Origin of the sequence: Serratia sp. CY56464, assembly GCF_052168435.1 — a bacterium.
In the GTDB taxonomy this organism is placed as follows: domain Bacteria; phylum Pseudomonadota; class Gammaproteobacteria; order Enterobacterales; family Enterobacteriaceae; genus Serratia; species Serratia marcescens.
This window is the reverse complement of the sequence record NZ_JBJNMV010000002.1, coordinates 96,646-117,761: the sequence shown is the minus strand read 5'-3', so window position 1 is coordinate 117,761 and position 21,116 is coordinate 96,646. Positions and strand designations below refer to the sequence as shown.

The 21,116-nt window shown below is 59.7% G+C and carries 20 protein-coding genes; 7 read left to right on the top strand and 13 right to left on the bottom strand.

The window, feature by feature from the left end; all coding sequences use genetic code 11:
* Positions 1-9 precede the first annotated feature (9 nt).
* Positions 10-1,389, bottom strand: coding sequence for a UDP-N-acetylmuramate:L-alanyl-gamma-D-glutamyl-meso-diaminopimelate ligase (gene mpl, locus ACJ8KE_RS14175; protein ID WP_079451159.1), 1,380 nt, complete (start codon positions 1,387-1,389; stop codon positions 10-12).
* A gap of 169 nt (positions 1,390-1,558) precedes the next feature.
* On the opposite strand from mpl, the gene fbp reads away from it, so the two are divergent.
* Positions 1,559-2,563: a class 1 fructose-bisphosphatase gene (gene fbp / locus ACJ8KE_RS14170; protein WP_004933587.1), complete on the top strand. Its 1,005-nt coding sequence runs from the start codon at positions 1,559-1,561 to the stop codon at positions 2,561-2,563.
* A 45-nt stretch (positions 2,564-2,608) separates the two neighbouring features.
* Here the strand turns inward: fbp and ACJ8KE_RS14165 are convergent, their stop codons facing one another.
* Positions 2,609-4,162: a methyl-accepting chemotaxis protein gene (locus ACJ8KE_RS14165; protein ID WP_110146632.1), complete on the bottom strand. Its 1,554-nt coding sequence runs from the start codon at positions 4,160-4,162 to the stop codon at positions 2,609-2,611.
* Positions 4,163-4,422: 260 nt separating this feature from the next.
* Here ACJ8KE_RS14165 and ppa point away from each other — a divergent pair, with 260 nt between their 5' ends.
* Positions 4,423-4,953 (top strand): inorganic diphosphatase, encoded by a 531-nt coding sequence (gene ppa, locus ACJ8KE_RS14160; RefSeq protein WP_004933594.1) that lies wholly within the window; start codon positions 4,423-4,425, stop codon positions 4,951-4,953.
* A 52-nt stretch (positions 4,954-5,005) separates the two neighbouring features.
* Here ppa and ACJ8KE_RS14155 read toward each other — a convergent pair whose 3' ends face one another.
* The 3 genes from ACJ8KE_RS14155 to tamA are packed head-to-tail and all read right to left on the bottom strand — an operon-like array spanning position 5,006 to position 10,889.
* The gene (locus tag ACJ8KE_RS14155) at positions 5,006-5,353 is read right to left on the bottom strand and encodes a gamma-glutamylcyclotransferase family protein (protein WP_004933596.1); all 348 of its coding nucleotides are present in this window, start codon (positions 5,351-5,353) and stop codon (positions 5,006-5,008) included.
* A gap of 2 nt (positions 5,354-5,355) precedes the next feature.
* Positions 5,356-9,174, bottom strand: a complete 3,819-nt coding sequence (tamB, locus tag ACJ8KE_RS14150; protein ID WP_089185224.1) for an autotransporter assembly complex protein TamB — start codon at positions 9,172-9,174, stop codon at positions 5,356-5,358.
* Positions 9,171-10,889, bottom strand: coding sequence for an autotransporter assembly complex protein TamA (gene tamA / locus ACJ8KE_RS14145; RefSeq protein ID WP_374937321.1), 1,719 nt, complete (start codon positions 10,887-10,889; stop codon positions 9,171-9,173). Before tamA ends, tamB begins: the two co-directional genes overlap by 4 nt.
* Before the next feature lie 307 nt (positions 10,890-11,196).
* Here tamA and msrA point away from each other — a divergent pair, with 307 nt between their 5' ends.
* Entirely contained in the window at positions 11,197-11,835 is a 639-nt protein-coding gene (gene msrA, locus ACJ8KE_RS14140) for a peptide-methionine (S)-S-oxide reductase MsrA (protein WP_086013601.1), read from the top strand.
* 180 nt (positions 11,836-12,015) lie between these two features.
* Positions 12,016-13,347 carry a hemolysin family protein gene (locus ACJ8KE_RS14135; protein ID WP_004933603.1) on the top strand — a complete coding sequence of 444 codons (1,332 nt, stop codon included), beginning with the start codon at positions 12,016-12,018 and terminating at the stop codon, positions 13,345-13,347.
* Between the two features lie 69 nt (positions 13,348-13,416).
* Here ACJ8KE_RS14135 and ACJ8KE_RS14130 read toward each other — a convergent pair whose 3' ends face one another.
* Positions 13,417-13,623: a DUF1107 domain-containing protein gene (locus ACJ8KE_RS14130; protein ID WP_004933604.1), complete on the bottom strand. Its 207-nt coding sequence runs from the start codon at positions 13,621-13,623 to the stop codon at positions 13,417-13,419.
* 330 nt (positions 13,624-13,953) lie between these two features.
* On the opposite strand from ACJ8KE_RS14130, the gene ACJ8KE_RS14125 reads away from it, so the two are divergent.
* Complete coding sequence (locus tag ACJ8KE_RS14125; protein ID WP_025159587.1) at positions 13,954-14,511, top strand: YtfJ family protein; 558 nt, start codon at positions 13,954-13,956, stop codon at positions 14,509-14,511.
* A 1-nt stretch (position 14,512) separates the two neighbouring features.
* Here ACJ8KE_RS14125 and cysQ read toward each other — a convergent pair whose 3' ends face one another.
* On the bottom strand, positions 14,513-15,253 hold the full coding sequence (gene cysQ / locus ACJ8KE_RS14120) for a 3'(2'),5'-bisphosphate nucleotidase CysQ (RefSeq protein WP_004933611.1): 741 nt from the start codon (positions 15,251-15,253) through the stop codon (positions 14,513-14,515).
* Between the two features lie 255 nt (positions 15,254-15,508).
* Between cysQ and ACJ8KE_RS14115 the strand changes: the two genes are divergently transcribed.
* A complete protein-coding gene (locus ACJ8KE_RS14115; RefSeq protein WP_261460127.1) occupies positions 15,509-17,461 on the top strand; it encodes a bifunctional 2',3'-cyclic-nucleotide 2'-phosphodiesterase/3'-nucleotidase in 1,953 nt (650 codons plus the stop codon).
* Positions 17,462-17,561: 100 nt separating this feature from the next.
* On the opposite strand, the gene fklB is transcribed toward ACJ8KE_RS14115, so the two are convergent.
* Positions 17,562-18,182: an FKBP-type peptidyl-prolyl cis-trans isomerase gene (gene fklB / locus ACJ8KE_RS14110; protein ID WP_004933618.1), complete on the bottom strand. Its 621-nt coding sequence runs from the start codon at positions 18,180-18,182 to the stop codon at positions 17,562-17,564.
* A gap of 267 nt (positions 18,183-18,449) precedes the next feature.
* On the opposite strand from fklB, the gene ACJ8KE_RS14105 reads away from it, so the two are divergent.
* The gene (locus ACJ8KE_RS14105; RefSeq protein ID WP_097102919.1) at positions 18,450-19,124 is read left to right on the top strand and encodes an OapA family protein; all 675 of its coding nucleotides are present in this window, start codon (positions 18,450-18,452) and stop codon (positions 19,122-19,124) included.
* Between the two features lie 3 nt (positions 19,125-19,127).
* Here ACJ8KE_RS14105 and ACJ8KE_RS14100 read toward each other — a convergent pair whose 3' ends face one another.
* From ACJ8KE_RS14100 to rpsF, 5 genes are all read right to left on the bottom strand, one after another.
* Positions 19,128-19,481 carry a DUF488 domain-containing protein gene (locus ACJ8KE_RS14100; RefSeq protein WP_016929349.1) on the bottom strand — a complete coding sequence of 118 codons (354 nt, stop codon included), beginning with the start codon at positions 19,479-19,481 and terminating at the stop codon, positions 19,128-19,130.
* A 111-nt stretch (positions 19,482-19,592) separates the two neighbouring features.
* The gene (gene rplI / locus ACJ8KE_RS14095; protein WP_004933629.1) at positions 19,593-20,045 is read right to left on the bottom strand and encodes a 50S ribosomal protein L9; all 453 of its coding nucleotides are present in this window, start codon (positions 20,043-20,045) and stop codon (positions 19,593-19,595) included.
* 39 nt (positions 20,046-20,084) lie between these two features.
* Positions 20,085-20,312, bottom strand: coding sequence for a 30S ribosomal protein S18 (rpsR, locus tag ACJ8KE_RS14090; RefSeq protein WP_000135199.1), 228 nt, complete (start codon positions 20,310-20,312; stop codon positions 20,085-20,087).
* A 4-nt stretch (positions 20,313-20,316) separates the two neighbouring features.
* A complete protein-coding gene (gene priB, locus ACJ8KE_RS14085; protein WP_049233092.1) occupies positions 20,317-20,634 on the bottom strand; it encodes a primosomal replication protein N in 318 nt (105 codons plus the stop codon).
* A gap of 8 nt (positions 20,635-20,642) precedes the next feature.
* Complete coding sequence (rpsF, locus tag ACJ8KE_RS14080; RefSeq protein ID WP_004933634.1) at positions 20,643-21,041, bottom strand: 30S ribosomal protein S6; 399 nt, start codon at positions 21,039-21,041, stop codon at positions 20,643-20,645.
* Positions 21,042-21,116 lie beyond the last annotated feature (75 nt).

Sequence of the window (21,116 nt, the reverse complement as noted above, 5' to 3'; positions counted from 1 at the left end):
GCTGAACGATCAGTAGGTCACCTTCGGTTCCTGCTTTTTCGCCAACGCGTCCAGCAAGCGATCGTGAATGCCGCCGAAACCGCCGTTGCTCATCACCAGAATGTGGTCGCCCGGCTGCGCGGTTTTCACCACCATCTCCACCAGCGTATCGAGATCCGCGCTCCAATGCGCCGGCTGCACGCAGGCATCCGCCACTTCCGCGACCTGCCACGGAATGTGGTGCGGCTGGAACAGGAACACTTCGTCGGCGCGGCCGAGCGAAGGCGCCAGATCGTTTTTGCTGATGCCCATTTTCATGGTGTTGGATCGCGGTTCCAGCACTGCCAGAATGCGCGCCGTGCCGCCGACCTTGCCGCGCAGCGCGGCCAGAGTGGCCAGGATCGCCGTCGGGTGGTGCGCGAAATCGTCGTAAACCGTGACGCCGTTGGCTTCGCCACGCAGCTCCAGGCGGCGGCGGGCGTTGATGAAATCGCCCAACGCGCGGCAGGCGTCCGCCGGCTGCACGCCGACGTGACGGGTCGCGGCGATGGCCATCAGGCCGTTATGCATGTTGTGCTCGCCCACCAGCGCCCAGTTCACTTCGCCGACCTGCTCGCCGTCGAGGAACACCGCGTAATGGCTGGCGTCCGGCGTCAGCTTCTGCGCGCGCCAGGCGCCCTCTTCGCCCACCATCTCCTGTTCGCTCCAGCAGCCCATCGCCATCACCTGCTTCAGGTGGCTGTCGTTGTCCGGCAGGATGATCTTGCCTTTGCCCGGCACCAGACGCACCAGGTGGTGGAACTGTTTCTGGATGGCTTTCAGATCGTCGAAGATATCGGCGTGGTCGAACTCCAGGTTGTTCATGATCAGCGTGCGCGGGCTGTAGTGCACGAACTTGGAGCGTTTGTCGAAGAACGCGCAGTCATACTCGTCGGCCTCGATCACGAAGAACGGGCTGCCGCCGAGGCGGGCCGAGACGTCGAAGTTGCCCGGCACGCCGCCGATGACGAAGCCGGGCTGGTAGCCGCAGGCTTCGAGGATCCAGGTCGCCATGCCGGCGGTGGTGGTTTTGCCGTGGGTGCCGGCGACCGCCAGTACCCAGCGATCGCGCAACACGGCATCGTGCAGCCACTGCGGGCCGGAAACGTAAGGGATACCGCGCTCCAGCACCGCCTCCACGCACGGGTTGCCGCGCGTCATGGCGTTGCCGATGATCACCAGATCCGGCGCCGGATCCAGCTGGGCGGGATCATAACCCTGAATCAGATCGATCCCCTGGTTCTCCAGCAGCGTGCTCATCGGCGGATAGACGTTGGCGTCCGAACCGGTGACGTCATGCCCCAGTGAGCGCGCCAGCATCGCCAGCCCGCCCATAAAGGTGCCACAGATCCCAAGAATGTGAATGCGCATAGGTTTCTCATGTGAGTGCATCGAATGTCGGCATATTCTAACGCTCAGAATCGTCCAGAAGAAATGGATTTGCCTATGAATGGCGCGCATCTTTGGGCTACACTGCTCGCGAAAACGTTGGCGGTTTGTTAACAGGCCGCTATCCATCCGTAGATTCAGGGATTGTGTCATGAAAACGTTAGGCGAATTTATCGTCGAGAAACAGCACGACTTCTCGCACGCCACCGGCGAGCTGACTGCGTTACTTTCTGCCATTAAACTGGGCGCCAAAATCATCCACCGCGACATCAACAAGGCCGGCCTGGTTGATATTCTGGGGACCAGCGGGGTGTCCAACGTACAGGGCGAAGTTCAGATGAAACTGGACCTGTACGCGAACGAAAAACTGAAAGCGGCGTTGAAAGCGCGTGGTGAAGTTGCGGGTATCGCTTCCGAAGAAGAAGATGAAATCGTGATATTCGACGGCGAGCGAGCTGAAAATGCCAAGTATGTCGTATTGATGGATCCGTTGGACGGTTCGTCCAACATCGATGTCAACGTCTCGGTCGGTACGATTTTCTCTATCTATCGTCGCATCACGCCGGTCGGCACGCCGGTGACCGAAGAAGACTTCCTGCAGCCGGGCAGCGCCCAGGTCGCAGCGGGTTACGTGGTTTACGGCTCGTCCACCATGCTGGTGTACACCACCGGTTACGGCGTCCACGCCTTCACGTACGATCCGTCTCTGGGCGTGTTCTGTCTCTCTCACGAGAAAGTGCGCTTCCCGGCGAGCGGCAACATGTATTCCATCAACGAAGGCAACTACATCAAGTTCCCTCTCGGCGTGAAGAAATACATCAAGTACTGCCAGGAGCAGGATGAAGCGACGCAGCGCCCTTACACCTCGCGCTACATCGGTTCTCTGGTGGCGGACTTCCACCGCAACCTGCTGAAAGGCGGCATCTACATCTACCCAAGCACCGCCAGCCACCCGCAAGGCAAGCTGCGCCTGCTGTACGAATGCAACCCGATGGCGTTCCTGGCCGAACAGGCCGGCGGCAAGGCCAGCGACGGCAAAAATCGCATTCTGGACATCACGCCGGTGAAACTGCACCAGCGCGCGCCATTCTTCGTCGGCACCAAGTCAATGGTAGAAGACGCAGAACGCTTCATCGCCGAAAACCCGGACGAGTAACGCGTTTCTGGCAAGGGTTCGGCGCCACGCCGAACCCTTATCGCCTTACAGCTTGAACGCCGCCATGCTCTGCGCCAGCAGCTGAGCCTGATCTTCCAGCGAGCGCGTCGCCGCCGCAGACTCCTCCACCAGCGCCGCATTCTGTTGCGCCACCTGATCCATCTGCGCCACCGCCAGGTTCACCTGTTCGATACCGCTGCTTTGTTCGCGCGTCGCCGCCGAGATCTCACGCATCAACGCCGTCACCCGGCCCACTTCACCGGTGATGCCGCTCATGGTCTGCGCCGCCGACTCCACCATCTGCTCGCCTTCCTGCACCCGGTTCTGCGACGCTTCGATCAACCCTTTGATCTCTTTCGCCGACTGGGCGCTGCGCTGCGCCAGATTGCGCACTTCGCCGGCCACCACCGCGAAACCGCGGCCCTGTTCACCGGCGCGCGCCGCTTCCACCGCTGCGTTCAACGCCAGGATATTGGTCTGGAAGGCGATGCCGTCCATCACGCTGATGATGTCGGCGATGCGGCGCGAGCTGTCGGTGATCGCCTGCATCTTGCTCATGACCTGACTGACCACGTCGCTGCCCTGGTTGGCGATATCGGACACGCTCAGCGCCAGCTGATTGGCCTGCTCGCAGTTCTCGGCGTTCATTTTCACCGTCGAAGTCAGCTGTTCCATGCTGGCGGCGGTCTCTTCCAGCGACGCGGCCGACTCTTCGGTACGCTGCGCCAGATGCAGGTTGCCGGCCGCCAGTTCGCGCGAGCCGGTGTCGATCTGGCTGCTGGCGTCACGCACTTTACTGACCGAAATGGCCAACGCCTGCTGCATGCGCTGCATCGCCCGCACCAGGCGGCCCATCTCGGTATCGCCCTCACCACGGATCTCATGGGTCAGATCGCCGCCGGCGATGTGTTCCAACTGCGCGATGGACTCGTCCAACGGGCGCAAAATGATCACGCGCAGCGCGAACCAGGCCAGCACCGCCAGCAGCACGCTGAGCAGGCCCGCCACCACGATCAGCGAGATCTTGGTGCTGGCGTTGTTTTCCGCGTCATACACCTGCTTTTCGCCGAGCTTCATGGCGAAGCTGCGGAAATCGCTGAGATCCTTTTCAAACGCGATGCTCAACGCAGAGATGCGGGTCTCCTGAATATGGTAATACTCATCGATTTTACCGGCCTTGATGGCGGCGGCCATCGGCTTCACGCCCTGCTCGAGGTAGGCGCGATAGCTGTTTTGCAGACGATTGGAGAGTTCGCGGCCGCGCTCGGTCACGGTGCCGACGCCGACAAAGCGCGCCATTTCCTTGTTCGACTGCTCGAGGTAGCCGTAAATGCGGCCCACGGTGGCGTCAGCGACATCGATCTGGCCGATCTCCCGTTGGCGCACCGCCAGCGAGGCGGCGGTGCGGGCGCGCAGCGTCAGGTTGGAGCTGTTGGCCAGCGAGCCCAGCTCTTCGCCGAGGATCTGGTTTAAGGTATGGATCGAGCGCGATCCTTCGTTAATCGCGTTGACGCCAATAACGCTGACCATGATCAGCAGCATGGTCATCAGGCTCAGCAGGGCGATCAGCCCAGCCTTCACCGTAATCTTTTTTAGCATGAGTTCTTCCCGGCTTCAGAATAGTGAGATCAGACGTAGTAGGGGTGGCAAAACGCGGAGCCAGCTTTGCTGGCTCATTATTGTTTGTTGAAGTTATCGGCAGGCGGAGACAAAACTTCATGCCGTGGCGGGATTAATCTGGAAATTATCCCTGCGCCGGCACGCGGGGTTTTCGACGATGAAAAGGGCAGGAAATCGCAAAAGAGTCCGCTATAATAGCCGCCACTCCATTTCTGGTTTGATGATTAAAGGAAACCGACATGAGCTTGAATCTGGTCCCTGCTGGCAAAGACCTGCCGGAAGACATCTACGTAGTAATCGAAATCCCGGCCAACGCCGATCCAATCAAATACGAAATCGACAAAGAAACCGGCGCGCTGTTCGTTGACCGTTTCATGTCCACCGCGATGTTCTACCCGTGCAACTACGGCTACATCAACCACACTCTGTCTCTGGACGGTGATCCGGTTGACGTGCTGGTCCCAACCCCATACCCGCTGCAGCCGGGCTCCGTGATCCGCTGCCGTCCGGTTGGCGTGCTGAAGATGACCGACGAAGCCGGTGAAGACGCCAAGCTGGTTGCGGTACCGCACAGCAAGCTGACCAAAGAGTACGATCACGTGAAAGACGTGAACGACCTGCCGGAACTGCTGAAAGCCCAGATCGCTCACTTCTTCGAGCACTACAAAGATCTGGAAAAAGGCAAATGGGTGAAAGTGGAAGGCTGGGCAGACGCTGCTGCGGCTAAAGCGGAAATCATCGCCTCCTTCGAACGCGCTGCCAAGAAGTAATTTTCGCCGCCGTCCGATGAAAAAACACCGCTCATTGAGCGGTGTTTTTTTATTACTGATCTTCGAGGCGTTTCAGCCAGTCACCGCTGGTAATTCGCGGGTAACCGTCCACGCTGTGTTTATACAGGTAGATCCACGCACTCCCATAAGGCGTCTGAATCAGCTCGCGCTTATAGTCCTTGGTGTTGCTTTTCAGTTCGTCCAGCTCTGCCAGAATCGATGAGTTAATACGATACACTTCGCAATGTATCGTGCCCTCTCCAGGGATCGCCGCCGGGTAATGGCCCAGATTATAAATCTGATAGCCTTCGAGCTCGTGCTCGCCGAGCCATTGGGCGTTGGTCATCCAATGGCTGTTTCCCTGTTTGCGCCGTAAACTGCCGTAGACAATTATTCGCATCGCTAAAACTCAAACTGATAGAGCAAATCTAATGCCTGGTCGAGACCAGACACCGCTTCAAGATACAACTTAGGCATCAGGCGATAACGCAACGTCAGCGTGGCCAGCGAGTCGAAAATGCCCACCCCATATTTTACTTGTAAGCCTGGGAGGACATAGCCGCTCACGACAACCTGGGAATTGTCGCCAACCCCTTGGGTGTCCAGAGCCAAATTACTCACGCCGAATGCCTCGCCGATTTTACCCACAAGTTGACCACTTTGTGCAACCCCCATGCCGATTAACATCGACGTCATGGCGTTGCCGTCGGCGCCGGAGCTGTTCAAGCCCTGGCCGCGCAGCAGATAAGACAGGGCTTCCTGTTGCGATTTGGCCGGATCGGAGAACACTTCCAGCTTCGGCGCATCCGCCAGGCCGGTCACGCGCACGCCGGCGGTCACGTCGTCCTCGGTGGATTCCGGGTTGCGGATCGCTTCGATATTGAGCAGCGGCTGATCCGGCGGGCCGGAGAACATCAGCTGCCCTTTACGCACGATCAAATCCTGACCATAAGCATGGAAGCGACCGGAAGGGATGTCAATCTGGCCGTTGAGGCCCAGCCCTTTCTTGTCCTGTACCACTTTCAAATCGCCCTTCAAGCGGGCTTTCAGGCCAAAGGCGTCCAGCCGCACGTCGTTGCCGACGTGGATCATCAGGTTGCTGTTGATCGGGATCGAGGCGGTCTTCGGTTGAATCGGCTTCAGCTGATCGTCCAGCATGACTTCGTCGGAAGAGACGCCCACCGCGCTTTCCGGCAGTTCCTGCACCGTGATGCGCGCCCAGGGAATGTCGACCTTGCCGTTGAGCGAGAACAGCTGCGGCGTGGCTTCGAACACCAGATCCGGCGATACGTCGATGCGGATCATCGGCGGCACCGTCACCCGCAGCTTGTCACCCTTGGCGGCAATGCGCGCGCGCCAGGCGTTGATGTCACGCCAGTCGGCATCGCCCGCCAGATTCAGCTGGCCGCGCGTGGTGCTGAGCAGCCCTTCCAGCGTCGAGGTCATGCCGTTGAAATTCACCGCCAGCCGCGCGTCGGTCATGTCGAACGGCATCCAGTGCCCCTGCACCTTCGCCCGATCCAACGCCAGACGCCCGAACACCAGCGGCTTCTGCGCGCTGCCGCCCAGACGCAGGTTGGCGTTCAGCATGCCCGCCGCGCTTTCGCCCTTCATCAGCGCCGGGTTGATCAGCGCCAGCGAGATGTTGGTGATATTGACGTTGCCGCTGATAGTGCGCCGCACCTGCGGATCCGCCACCTGGATATTGCCGTCGAACTGGCCGTTGTTGGTCAGTTTGATCCGCCAGTCGGCCTGCGCGCGGCCGTTGTTCAGGCCGGCGTTGAGGGTCAGCGCATCGAAGGCGATCGGCAACGCGTTGCCCTGCACCTGCTGCACCACCTTGACGCCGTTGCCGGCGAGCGTGACTTTCGCCTCCGGCAGCGCGCCGCCCGGCTTCCAGCTGACGTCGGCCCGGCCGGTGAACACGCCGCTCAGGGCGGTTTCCGGGCCAAGGAACGGCTTGATCATCGCCAGATCGAACCGGTTGAGCACCACGCTGGCCTGGCCGCTCTGGCCGGCTTCAATGGTCTTTGGCACGCACAGCTCGGCGTTCGGGTTCTGCCAACAGTGCGGCCCGACGCTGATTTTCTGCTCGGCGTTCAGGTAGTCCAGCGCAATGGCGCGCGTCAGGCGCCACTCCCCTACCGGCGTATCGAAGCGGGTATTGTTCAAATTGCCGCGCCAGCGCTGCTGCTGACGATCGAAGCTGCCCTGCAGCGCCAGCTGGCCGGAGACCGGTTTGCCGTCGATCTTCAACTGCAGTTGGTGCTGCTTCTCGCTGCCCTTGGCGTCGAGGGTCAGCAAGCTGACCTCCAGCGCGTCCTGCTTCAGCTGCTCGACACGTACCGCCAACTGCCCCTGAATCTGATCCGTGGAGCGCACGTCGCCGTCGATCTTCACGCGGTTGATGCGCAGCGCCTGCCACTGCAAGCCGGAAGCGGTCAAATCCGCCAGCAGCTGCGGCGCCTGCAGATTGCCGCGCAGTTTCAACAGCCCTTTGGCGGTGCCGCCGAGGCCCGGCAGCGCGCCGTCCAGACGCGGCGCGTCGATGTTGGCGTCCAGGTTCCAGCTCTTCTCGTCCAGTTGCCCTTTGACGTTCAGCTGGTTGCGCCCCAGCGTCAGATCGATGCCGGGGATTTTCCACTGCCCGGCGGCGTTACCGCTCAGCGTGCCGCGCGCCGTGACCTTATTCTGCTTCACGTTGCCGTCCAGCTGCAGCACCGGCACCTGCAACTGCCAGCTGCCGCCGTGCAGGCTGCCGCGCGTGGTGATCTTGCCATCCAGCTTCGCCGGCCATTCCGGCCACTGCTTGGCGGTATTGATGCCGCTCAGCGTCAATTGCGAGGTCCAGCTGATGGCCTTGCTCCAGTCCACCAGCGCGGTGAGATCGGTATTGCCCTGCAGCGCCGCCAGCCGCAGGCGCTCCAGCTTGAACTGCTCGACGTTGCCTTTGCCGTCCAGCGTCAGCACCGCCGGCGGCAGATCCTGGCCTTTCAGATTGGCGCGCGTCGACAGCGCGTAATCGGTCGCCTTGCCGTTAAAGCGCAGGCGGAAATCGTTGACCTGGTACTGCGCCTCGCCGCTCAGCGGCCATTTCAGCTGTTTGCTCTGCAGCGTCAGCGCCAGCGGCAGGCCGGCTTCGGCCAGCCGAGTTTGCACATCGAGCTGGGCGCCGACCGGGCCGGACAGGTTCAGCGCGACCTTCAGCTCGTCGCGCAACCCGCCGCCGATGTTCAGCTTCACCTTCTCGCCCTTCAGCGGGTCAATGTTCAACGCGCTGTTGGCGGTCAGCGCCACCGGCCAGTCGCCGGTCAGGGTCGCCTGCCCCTGCACCGACAGCGTGCCCTGCGGCGACTTCACGTCGAAATTGTCCAACTGGATATGCTGATCCTGCGTGCTGGCCTGCAGCAACAGGCTCGTGATCAGCACGTCGGTATCGCCGGTCAAGCGCAGCTGTTCGCCGCTGATCTCTTTCACGGTGATATCCAGCGGCAGGCGGATGTCCGGCAGATCCGGCAACAGCGGTTTGGCGAACAGTTCCTTCAGCGTTTCGCCGAGCGGCTTCTCTTCCGGCTGCGGCGCCGGTTTCGCCGCGTCGGTGACCTGCTCGCCGACCTTTTTCGCCACCTCGACCGCCGGTTGCACCGCTTCCGGCAACGGATTTTGCGGCGTTTTCGGCAAGGCGATCAGCAGCGAGCCGATCTTGGTCGGCATCAGCGTCAGCGCGCGCTCTTGCCACTGCGCGCCGGTGCGGAACTCGGCCAGAGAGATGGCGGTATCGTCGACGGTGACCTTGACGTTATTCAGCGCCAACAGGCGCAGGGTGATCGGATAAGGGGTGCTGAGATTGGTGGTCGGCTCACTGCTCTCCTCCACCGGCGCGGAGGGCGCCATCTCTTTGGTGTTCACCGCCACGTCCACGTCCTGAGCGGTCAAGGCGTTAACGCACAGCGAGCTGCGTTTAAAGCAGGAGAGATCGAGGGACAGATGGAATTGCCCGGCGTTGACCGTCACGCCCGGCATCTGATACTTCACGCCCTTCAGCGTCAGATCGCGCCAGCCGCCGCTGACGCCGGCGATCTCCAGCCCCGGCACCCAGCGCGCCGCACCGTTGATGACCATATGCAAACCGGTGGTGGTCCCCACCAGGAAGGCCAGGCCGCCGATCAGCAACAGCAGGACGACCAGAAATCCAAGGCAAATCTTTTTAATCAGGCTCATAGTTCAGGCCCCAAACCGATGTAGAACTGCATCCCGTGGGTGTCCTTGTCCCCCACGGGCGCGGCGATATCCAGCTTCACCGGCCCCACCGGCGACTGCCAGCGCACGCCTACGCCGGCGCCGGTCTTGAAGTTGCTCTGCTTGATATCGTTCACCGCTTCACCGGAATCGACGAACATCGCCCCCCACCATTTGCCGGTCACGTTGTATTGGTACTCCAGCGAGCCGGTCAGCATCTTGGAGGCGCCGGTCAGCTTGCCGTCGTCGCCGCGCGGCGAAATGTCTTTGTACTTGTAGCCGCGAATGCTGCGGTCACCGCCGGCGAAGAAACGCAGATCCGGCGGCACCTTGTCGAAGTCGTTGGTTTCGATCCAGCCCACCTGCCCGCGCGCCACAAAACGGTGCTTGTCGGCCAGAGTGCGGATCCAGACGTTCTGCGCCTGCATCAGCGCGAAGTCCACGCCGGAGCCCCAGGAGGTGTCGGACACGTCGATGGAATAGCGCTGGCTGTCGCCCCAGGTCGGCATCAGCCCGCCGCGCGAACGGGTGCGGTTGAAGCTGACGCCGGGGTACAGCAGCATAGTGGTATTGCTGACGTTGCCCTGGGTAAAGTTATCCCAGCGCCAGGTCAGGTTGATCGCCCGCTGCCAGCCGCTGGAGAGATCCCAGTTGCGCGAGGCCACCACTTTGGAGGTCACGGATTTGGTGTCGTTAAGATCGACGTTCTTGAGCCCGCCCTGCAGCAGGTAATACTGCTCCAGCGGATTCTTCAGCAACGGGATCTTATAGGTCAGATCCAGCTGCTGCTCCGGCGCCGACACGCTGGCGCTGGTTTCCAGGCTATGCCCGCGATCGTTGAGCCAGGGCTTTTTCCAGGTGCCTTTCACCCGCGGGCCGACGTCGGTGGAATAACCGATACCGGTTTCGACGGTGTTGCGCGTGCGCGGCGTCACCAGCGCGTCCAACGGCAAAATCTTGTTCTCTTTGGCATCGTTGAAATCAGGGGACACCACCACCGAGTTAAACCAGTTGGTGGCGGACAAACGGCGATTCAGCTCGGCCAAATCCTCCGAACTGTAGTAATCCCCCTGATGAAAGGGCACCAGATTTTGCAGATAGTCTTCGCGAATTTGCGAACCGGTGAATTTCACCTTGCCGAAGCGGTAACGTTCGCCGCTGTTGAAATCGATATCCCAAAACGCCTTGTGCAGATCTTCGGCCACGCCGAGCTGGCTTTTGGTCATATCGGCGTCGAAGTAGCCTTTGCGCAGCGCCAGGCCGGTCAGCGAGCCTTTGAAACTGTCATACTTGCCGTGGTTGAGGATCTCGCCGATGGTCGGCCGCCCCTTCTTTATCAGCGTCAGGTAGTCCTCATCGGTCTTTGCGCCGCCCTCCAGCACGATGTTGGCGCCGGCGATGCGCACCGGCTCGCCCGGATTGACCTTGGCGTGCAGCACCGGGCGCGACATCCCCGGCCGATCGTCCAGCGTAAACTCGATGGTCGGCTGGTAATAGCCGAGCGCGCGCAGCCCCTGGCGCACCGCCTCATCCACCCGCGCGCGGAAGCGGCCGTCGGTGCCAACCTCTTCAGGCGTGATCGACGACAGCCGCACCCGGACGTTTTTTTCCAACTCTCCGCTTAACCCCTCCACCTGCAGCCGCACGTTGGCCGCATAGGCTGCAGGTGCCGCAAGCAACACAGATATCAAGCACATGACCGGGTACTTTGGCACGTGTTCTCCTTATTGATTTTACTGTCCTGTTATGGTGTTCGCTCCGGGGCCAGGGCAGACTCCGCGCTATCATGACGGCAGCCCTCTTCAACCTTATTCCGGACGCCGCCCGCCGCGCTTTGCCACCGCCGCGCAACAGGCGAATTCTTCACTTTTGGCGCTCAAAATACTGCGTTAAGCTTATACAAAATCCAACTTGCCGCTTATTGTGGGCAAAGACGCGGTGAGATACAACCGAACCACCGCCATGTAGGGTCAATTCTTACTGTGACAACAGGAGTCAACCGTGGTGCCATTTTTTGATAAATCACAAACCGTCGATAAGGCAAGCGCGCTGCCTGGCCGCACCACGCCAATGCCTGTCGCAACGCTCAACGTGGTCACCGAGCACTCGATGACCCAGGTGCCGGCAGGCATGGACGTGGCGATCTTCGCCATGGGCTGTTTCTGGGGCGTTGAGCGTCTGTTCTGGCAACAGCCGGGCGTCTACAGCACCGCCGCCGGCTACAGCGGCGGCTATACGCCGAACCCGACCTACCGCGAAGTGTGCAGCGGCCAGACCGGCCACGCCGAAGTGGTGCGCGTGGTGTTCGATCCGCAGATCGTCAGCTACAAACAGCTGCTGCAGCTGTTCTGGGAAAATCACGATCCGGCGCAGGGCATGCGCCAGGGCGGCGACGTCGGCACGCAGTACCGCTCGGCGATTTATACGCTGAGCCCTGAGCAGCAGGCCGAGGCGGAAAGCAGCCTGCAACGCTTCCAGCAGGCGATGGACGCGGCGGGCGACAAGCGCGTCATCACCACCGAGATCGCGCCGGCGCTGCCGTTCTATTACGCGGAAGACGATCACCAACAGTACCTGTACAAGAACCCGGAAGGCTACTGCGGGCTGGGCGGCATCGGCGTTTGCCTGCCGCCGCAGGGCTGATTTGATGCCGGCCGGCGGCACTTTTTTAACCGCTGGCGGCCCCTGTGGGGCAACTGCTATACTATGCGGGCCGCTTCTGCGGCCCGATAGCTTCCCTTCTGGTTGTTATCGCTGCTTTTTTTACTATGTACTACCCTTCCTCAAGAGCGCCGTCATCCCGTCGGCACGTATGGATAGATTATGTTAAACAGTATTTTACTGATTCTTTTTCTGATCGCGGTGAGTGCGTTCTTCTCACTGTCGGAAATCTCTCTGGCCGCCTCGCGCAAGATCAAACTGAAGCTGATGGCTGACGAAGGTAACGTCAACGCCGCCAGAGTGCTCAAGCTGCAAGAAACCCCTGGCATCTTCTTCACCGTGGTGCAGATCGGCCTGAACGCCGTGGCCATCCTCGGCGGTATCGTGGGCGACGCGGCTTTCTCTCCCACCTTCAAGGTGTTGTTCGATCGTTTCCTGTCGCCCGAATTGGCGGAACAGGTCAGCTTCATCTGCTCTTTCGTGCTGGTGACCAGCCTGTTTATCCTGTTCGCCGATTTGACCCCGAAGCGCATCGGTATGATTGCACCAGAGACGGTCGCCGTCCGGATCATCAACCCGATGCGTTTCTCCATCATGATCTTCCGCCCGCTGGTGTGGTTCTTCAACGGCATGGCCAACCTGATCTTCCGCATGTTCAAGCTGCCGATGGTGCGTAAGGACGACATCACCTCCGATGACATCTACGCGGTGGTGGAAGCCGGCGCCCTGGCGGGCGTGCTGCGCAAGCAGGAGCACGAGCTGATTGAAAACGTGTTCGAACTGGAGTCGCGCACCGTGCCGTCTTCGATGACCTCGCGCGAAAGCGTGGTGTACTTCGATCTGCGCGAAAGCGAAGAGAGCATCAAGGAGAAGGTCTCGACCCATCCGCACTCCAAGTTCCTGGTGTGCGACGGCCATATCGATCAGGTGGTGGGTTACGTCGATTCCAAAGACCTGCTGAACCGCGTGCTGGGCAACCAGAGCCTGGTGCTGAGCAGCGGCGTGCAGATCCGCTCGGCGCTGATCGTGCCGGATACGCTGACGCTGTCCGAAGCGCTGGAAAGCTTCAAAACCGCCGGCGAAGACTTCGCGGTGATCCTCAATGAATATGCGTTGGTGGTGGGCATCATCACGCTTAACGACGTGATGACCACGCTGATGGGCGATCTGGTCGGCCAGGGCCAGGAAGAGCAGATCGTGGCGCGCGACGAAAGCTCATGGCTGATTGAAGGCGGCACGCCGATCGACGACGTGATGCGCGTGCTGGACATCGACGAGTTCCCGCAAGCGGGCAACTACGAAACCATCGGCGGCTTTATGATGTACATGCTGCGCAAGATCCCGAAACGCACCGACTTCGTCAAATACGCCGGCTACAAGTTCGAAGTGGTGGATATCGACAGCTACAAGATAGACCAGCTGCTGGTCACCCGGCTGAGCGACAAACCGGCGGCGGTGCTGCCGAAAGCGCCGGACGACACGCCTGCGGCCTGACGGCGGTAAGACAAAAACATCAGCGGCCCCATCGGGGCCGCATTTTTTTTACCGCTGTCAGCGAGGTGTTCACCCCATCTCGGTCTGCAACAGCAGCACCTGACGGTTCACTTCAGACATCACGCTGAAATGGCGCTTGTCGCGAATCTTCGGCGGCAGGATTTTCCCCTCGTCGAATTCAAATGCGCCCACGTCCTTGATATACAGCCTTCCGCGAAACAGGGTCTTAACGTACTTTGCCACTTTCAAAGGGTTATAACGCTGGAAGATTCTCATTCTTTTACGCTCCTCCCGTTGATCCATGCGCTCAGCGAGCCGCCAAAGGTGGCAGCCTCGAAATTCAGAACGCAACTTGATTGCATGTAGTAGACCCAGTAAAGACCAGAACGTTCACTTCTGCCCGGATTTCTACGCTGGATTTACACTTTTTGACAGAATTGTATATGATAATTTATAACGTTTTCAGGATATCCCTTCAAAATCTGATGATTAGCGAACCAAGGGAAAATCTGCGATCCGGTTAACAGGACAGACCTCTTATCACATCCTATGCTTTAGGCTGTCGAAGTGCTGTCGCACAAATTCCCCCCATTACAAGGAGAAAGCATGAAAACAAGTCGCATGCTGATGGTATCCCTGCTGCTCGCCCCGCTTTTCGCTTCCGCGCACAACTTCCAGCTCCAGCAGCGCGTGGCGCCGGTCGGCGTCAGCGACAAAGGAGAGCTCAATTACGCCGACGGTAATTTTAGCTACCAAAACTGGAACAGCGCGCAGCTCAGTGGAAAAGTGCGAGTGATACAACATATTGCCGGCCGCAGCTCCGCCAAAGACATGAACGACCCACTGATTGAAGCGATCAAGAAAGCGAAGCTACCACACGATCGTTACCAAACGACGACAATCGTCAACACCGACGATGCCCTGATGGGCACGGCGATGTTCGTGCGCAGCAGCATTGAAGACAGCAAGAAGGAGTTCCCATGGTCGCAGTTTATCGTCGACAGCGACGGCAACGTGCGCAAAGCCTGGGATCTGCAGCCGAAAGGCTCCGCCATCGTGGTGCTGGATAAGCAAGGGCGCATCCAGTTCGCCAAAGACGGCGCGCTGACGCCGGAAGAGGTGCAGCAGGTGATGTCCAAACTGCACCAGTTGTTGGCGAACTAACTCAGAACAGCGACACCCGGAAGCCGGGGTTGAGGAAAGATTCACGCGGGGTATAGAGCAATGGCTTACCCTGCCAATCGTGAATTTGCGCCCCGGCGGCCACCGCCACCGCATGCCCTGCGGCGGTATCCCAAATGTTGGTCGGCCCGAAGCGCGGATAGAGCTGCGCCTTGCCTTCCGCCACCAGACAGAACTTCAGCGAGGAACCGACTGACACGGTCTGGTGCTCGCCCAGCTGCTGCAAATAATCTTTCAGTTCGTCGTCGATATGCGAGCGGCTCACCACCACCAGCGGCGGATGCGCGTTGCTGACGCCGATCGCCTGCCGCACGCCCTTCTCTTCTTTCCAGGCCTTGCCGCGCTCCGCCAGATACAACACGTCGATCGCCGGGGCGTACACCACCCCCATCACCGCCTGCCCGTCTTCAATCAGGGCGATATTGACCGTGAACTCGCCGTTGCGGTGCAAAAACTCTTTGGTGCCGTCCAGCGGATCGACCAGCCAGTAACGCGTCCAGCTGCGGCGCTCTTCCCACGCCGGCGGATCCTCTTCCGACAGCAGCGGCACCTCGGGCGTCAGCGCCGCCAGGCCGCGCTTGATGATGTGATGCGCCGCCAGATCGGCCGCCGTCACCGGTGAATCATCTTTTTTCTGTGCGACATCAAGCGGTTGTTCACCGTCGTACACCGCCATGATCGCCGCCCCCGCCTCGCGGGACAGTTGGCAAATTCGCTCTAACATCATGCACCTCAACTCCGCATCTCCGTGGGAAATTTCCCCCTGTCTCTGCTAGCAGACTAGTTTTTTTTACGCCGAATATCCATCTCAACCGCCTAAGCCCCGGGAATTCCTCAGTTCTTGTTGGGCACAACTGTGAACTTCCCCGCGTTACCCGCCGCCGTTTTCTGCCACACTTCACAGTTTGCTGTGGCAAGCAATGTTAATTACATTTCCCTCTGCGATAACACTCGAATAATGGAATGGAGAGAACCCCAAATGATGAAGCATCCACTGACGCTGTCCGCGCTTGCGCTGCTGGTGTGCGCCTCCGCGCAAGCGGCCACCGTCGATCTGCGCGTGCTGGAAACCACCGATCTGCACAGCAATATGATGGACTTCGATTACTACAAGGACACGCCGACCGACAAGTTCGGCCTGGTGCGCACCGCCAGCCTGATCCAACAGGCGCGCCAGCAGGCCGCCAACGCGGTGTTGGTGGACAACGGCGACATCATTCAGGGCAGCCCGCTCGGCGACTACATGGCGGCCAAGGGGCTGAAACCGGGCGACGTGCACCCGGTCTATAAGGCGATGAACACGCTGGACTACGTCGTCGGCAACATCGGCAACCATGAGTTCAACTATGGGCTGGACTACCTGAAGAACGCCATCGCCGGCGCCAAATTCCCGTATATCAACGCCAACGTCATCGACGCCAAAACGCAAAAACCGCTGTTCACGCCGTACATCATCGTCGATACGCCGGTGAAAGACCGCGACGGCAAGGCGCATACGCTGCGCATCGGCTACATCGGCTTCGTGCCGCCGCAGATCCTGGTGTGGGACAAGGCCAACCTGCAGGGCAAAGTGACGGTGGACGACATCACCGCCACCGCCAAGCGCTACGTGCCGCAGATGCGTAAAGAGGGCGCCGATCTGGTGGTGGCGATCCCGCATTCCGGGCTGTCCAGCGAGCCTTACAAGGCGATGGCGGAAAACTCGGTCTATTACCTCAGCCAGGTGCCGGGCATCGACGCCATCATGTTCGGCCACGCTCATGCGGTGTTCCCGAGCAAAGACTTTGCCAACATAAAAGGCGCGGATATCGACAAAGGTCTGCTGAACGGCGTGCCAGCGGTGATGCCGGGACAATGGGGCGATCATCTCGGCGTGGTCGACCTGCAGCTCAACAACGATGGCGGCAGCTGGAAAGTGACCGCCGCCAACGCGGAAGCGCGGCCGATCTACGACAAAGAAAACAAGAAATCGCTGGCGGCGGAAGATGCCGCGCTGGTGAAGGTATTGGCGGACGATCACAAAGGCACGCGCGAGTTCGTCAGCCAGCCGATCGGTAAATCCGACGGCAACATGTACAGCTACCTGGCGCTGGTGCAGGACGATCCGACGGTGCAAATCGTCAACAATGCACAGAAAGCCTACGTAGAACATTACATCCAGGGCGATCCGGATCTGGCCGATCTGCCGGTGCTGTCGGCGGCGGCGCCGTTCAAGGTCGGCGGCCGCAAGAACGATCCCGCCAGCTTCGTCGAAGTGGAAAAAGGCCAGCTCACCTTCCGCAACGCCGCCGATCTCTATCTCTACCCCAATACGTTGGTGGTGGTGAAGGCGAGCGGCAAAGAGGTGAAAGAGTGGCTGGAGTGCTCCGCCGGCCAGTTCAACCAGATCGACGTCAACAGCGCCAAGCCGCAGGGCTTGATCAACTGGGACGGCTTCCGCACCTATAACTTCGACGTGATCGACGGCGTCAACTACCAGATCGACGTCAGTCAACCGGCGCGCTATGACGGCGAATGCCAACTGATCAACGACAAGGCGGAGCGTATCAAGCAGCTGACCTTCAACGGCAAGCCGATCGATTCGAACGCCACCTTCCTGGTCGCCACCAACAACTACCGCGCCTACGGCGGCAAGTTTGCCGGCACCGGCGACAAACATATCGCCTTCGCTTCGCCGGATGAAAACCGCTCGGTGCTGGCGGCCTACATCAGCGCCGAAACTCAGCGGCATGGCGCGGTGCGCCCGCAGGCGGACAACAACTGGCGTTTGGCGAACTTCAGCAGCCAGCAACCGCTGGATATCCGCTTCGAGACCTCGCCTTCGGACAAAGCGACAAGGTTTGTCAAAGCGCACGCCCAATATCCGATGAGCGCCGCAGGCAGCGACAGCATCGGCTTCGCGGTTTATCGCATCGATTTAAGCGGTAAGTAACTCACTGTCACTGGCCGGCTCGCCCGGCCATTCATCGCCCGTTTGCGCGGCGCATAAAATAAGGGCGCCACGAAGGCGCCCAGAACAATCCTCGGTGGGATTACAGGATTTCCAGCAGCTCGACGTCGAACACCAGCGCGCTGAACGGCGGGATGGACGCGCCTGCGCCACGCTCGCCGTAGGCCAGGTTGTGCGGGATATACAGCTGCCATTTGGAACCGACCGGCATCAGGGTCAGCGCTTCGATCCAGCCTGGGATCACGCCGCTGACCGGGAATTCCGCCGGCTGGCCGCGCTCAACCGAGCTGTCGAACACGTCGCCGTTGATCAGACGACCGGTGTAGTGCACACGCACGCGGTCCTGACGGGACGGAATTGGGCCGTTGCCCTGCTCCAGCACGGAGAACTGCAGGCCAGACTCGGTCAGCGTCACGTCGTCGCGCTTGGCATTGTCGTCCAGGAATTTCTGGCCTTCAACCGCCATCGCCTGCTGGCGCTCGCGGCGCACCGCGTCAGCACGCTCGTGGATTTCACGCAGCGCACGGTGCACCACGTCTACCGGAACCGCCGGGGCATTCCCTTCCAGCGCGTCACGCAAACCCGCCAGCAAAGCTTCCGGTTGCAAACCTTCCAGCCCGGACTCTTGCAGCTGCTGGCCTACCTGTAAACCAATCCCGTAACTTGCTTGCGCTTCAACGCTGTCAAAAGAAGGGGTTGTCATGGGGTTTTCCTTAAGTCTGTAAAAAGTCGAAAGCGCAGCATAACAGCGCGTCAATGCCGGGTAAAATCTTGTGTGGAGAATGATGACTTTTGTCGTAGAAAAAGAAACAATAACCTTCTGTTAACGCCCGCAGCCGCAAACCCCGGCTCTGCCGCTCAGCCGCCTTTCACTTCAATCAGTTAGCGGACTATACTGAAGGCAGGATATCGGGCAGGCGACGCGTTTAACGCGCCGCACTGATTATTACGCCGTCGAAGAGAGGTCACCATGGGCAGAATCGCGCCCAGGAGAAGGAAAACCACCCGCATCTACCAGCCGCTGCTGCGCATCTGGCTGAACATCAGCCAGCGCCTGAAACCGGGCGCCGCACCCACGGCTGAAGGCGCGGAACCGCCATCGGAGCCGCCGTCGGCCAACGACAAAATGCAGCGGGTCAAAGCTCTGCTGATTAAAGTCTGGCATCTGCCGGACGGTTTCCATTGGATGGAACCGCTGCCCTACTTTCACCGCCGCTGGGTGCTGATCTTCGGCATCATCCTGCTGCTGGCGTTGCTGTGGCCCTACTCGCCCGAAAGACAGCCGTTCCCGGTCTCTCAGCAGGAAACCAGCGTGCCGCTGCAGGCCGAGCTGCAAAACGGCGGAAGCGCCGCCACGCCCGCCAATGAGCCGACGCCGGCGGGCAACTGGCAGCGTTATCAGATCCAGCCCGGCCAGACCCTGGCCCAACTGTTTCGCGACAACAATCTGCCGGTGAATGAAGTGTTCGCCATGGCGCAGGTGGAAGGCGGCGACAAGCCGCTGAGCAACATGAAAGCCGGCCAGGAAGTGCGCATTGAACGCGACGCCAACGGCGTGATTAGCGCACTGTCGGTCACCACGGCAGACAATAGCCAGGCGCTGTTCCGCCGCCAGGCCGACGGCAGCTACCGCCGGGAACGCTAATCTCTACAGCTGCGCCAGCAGAAACTCGCGCAGCACCACGCCCTGGTTGTGCTCGGTATCTTTACTGCCATACAGCAGCGTCAGCGCTTGCCCCTGCCGTAACAGCGCCACCAGCGGCTGCCAGGCGTCGTTGGCCGCCAGCTGTTGGCGGTATCGCGTCTCAAAGGCTTCCCACTGGTCGGTATGCTGATGGAACCACTTGCGCAGCTCGTCATCCGGCGCCACCTGTTTCAACCACTGCACGCCCGTCAACCGCTCTTTGCTGATGCCGCGCGGCCATAGCCGGTCTATCAGATAACAATGTTCCGGCGCCGGCGCGCTGAAATCGTAAACCCGCTGTAGCGTAATCGTTGCCATCGCACGCTCTCCTTTTCATCCCGTCTTCAAGCGTAGCGCGTTTTGCCAGGCGCAGAAAAGCAAAACGCCAGCGCGAGGCTGGCGTTTTAACCGGGTTAACAGCAGCGTAAATTACGCTTCTGCAACCACAACTACATTCAGCTGTGCGAACACGTCGCTGTGTACCTGGAAGTGCACTTCGTGCTCGCCAGTGGTACGCAGAACGCCGTTCGGCAGACGAACTTCGCTCTTGGCAACTTCAACGCCTGCCGCAGTCACTGCGTCAGCGATGTCGCGGGTGCCGATAGAGCCGAACAGTTTACCTTCGTCGCCAGATTTGGAAGCGATGGTGACTGAACCCAGTTCGTTGATCTTGGTTGCGCGAGCTTCAGCAGCAGCCAGAACGTCAGCCAGTTTGGCTTCCAGTTCAGCACGGCGTGCTTCGAAGAACTCAACGTTTTTCTTGGTAGCAGGAACAGCTTTGCCCTGTGGTACCAGGAAGTTACGAGCGTAGCCCGCTTTAACGTTAACTTGATCACCCAGGCTGCCCAGGTTTGCTACTTTATCAAGCAGAATAACTTGCATTACCTTATCCTCTCAAAGTCGTTAATGGACAGTGGCCGATTACTGATGACGATCAGTGTACGGCAACAAAGACAGGTAGCGCGCGCGCTTGATAGCACGGGCCAGCTGGCGCTGATATTTTGCACGAGTACCGGTGATACGGCTCGGTACAATTTTACCACTTTCGGTGATGTAGTTTTTCAGCGTAGCGATGTCTTTATAGTCAATCTCTTGAACGCCTTCCGCGGTGAAACGGCAGAACTTGCGACGACGGAAATAACGTGCCATTTGGCTAGTCTCCAGAATCTATCAATTCAATCTGCTCGGCATGCAGAACCAATTTGCTCAGCCCGTTGCGCCCTTGATGGCAGCTTACAAAGCCTTGCACGGTAATCTGACTGCCGACCGTTAATCTTTGAGTTAGTGCTTGTGACTGTTGTCCGCTGACAACCACGGGCATTCGGCACCATGCTTGTCTGCTGAATCCGGCTTCCATCTGCTGCGAACGGTGCTCTAGCACAAATTGGCAGTGCGGTATCCCGGAAGGACTCACTTTTCGAACCGGCGCCTTGCACACAGTGCCCGACAAAACCAGACGATTAGCCGTCACGGCGGCAATTACTCTTCAGAATCCCCAGCATCTGCATCATCTGCGGTTTCGTTAGCGAAGTCTTCGCGGCGATCGCCACGACGTTCGTCTTTCGCTTTAACCATCGGAGATGCTTCAGTTACCGCGTGCTTAACGCGCATAACCATGCTGCGGATAACGGCGTCGTTGAAGCGGAAGTTAGTTTCCAGCTCATCGATCGCTTCCTGCGGCGCTTCAACGTTCAGCAGAACGTAGTGAGCTTTGTGCAGTTTGTTGATCGGATAAGCCAGCTGACGGCGGCCCCAGTCTTCCAGACGGTGAATCTGACCTTGCGCGTTAGTGATGGTAGCACTGTAACGCTCGATCATGCCCGGAACCTGTTCGCTTTGGTCAGGATGGACCATAAAAACGATTTCGTAATGACGCATCGAATTGCTCCTTACGGATTATTCAGCCTCCTGTCAGGGTCAACCGCGGCCCATGGAAGCAAGGAACGTGTTTAG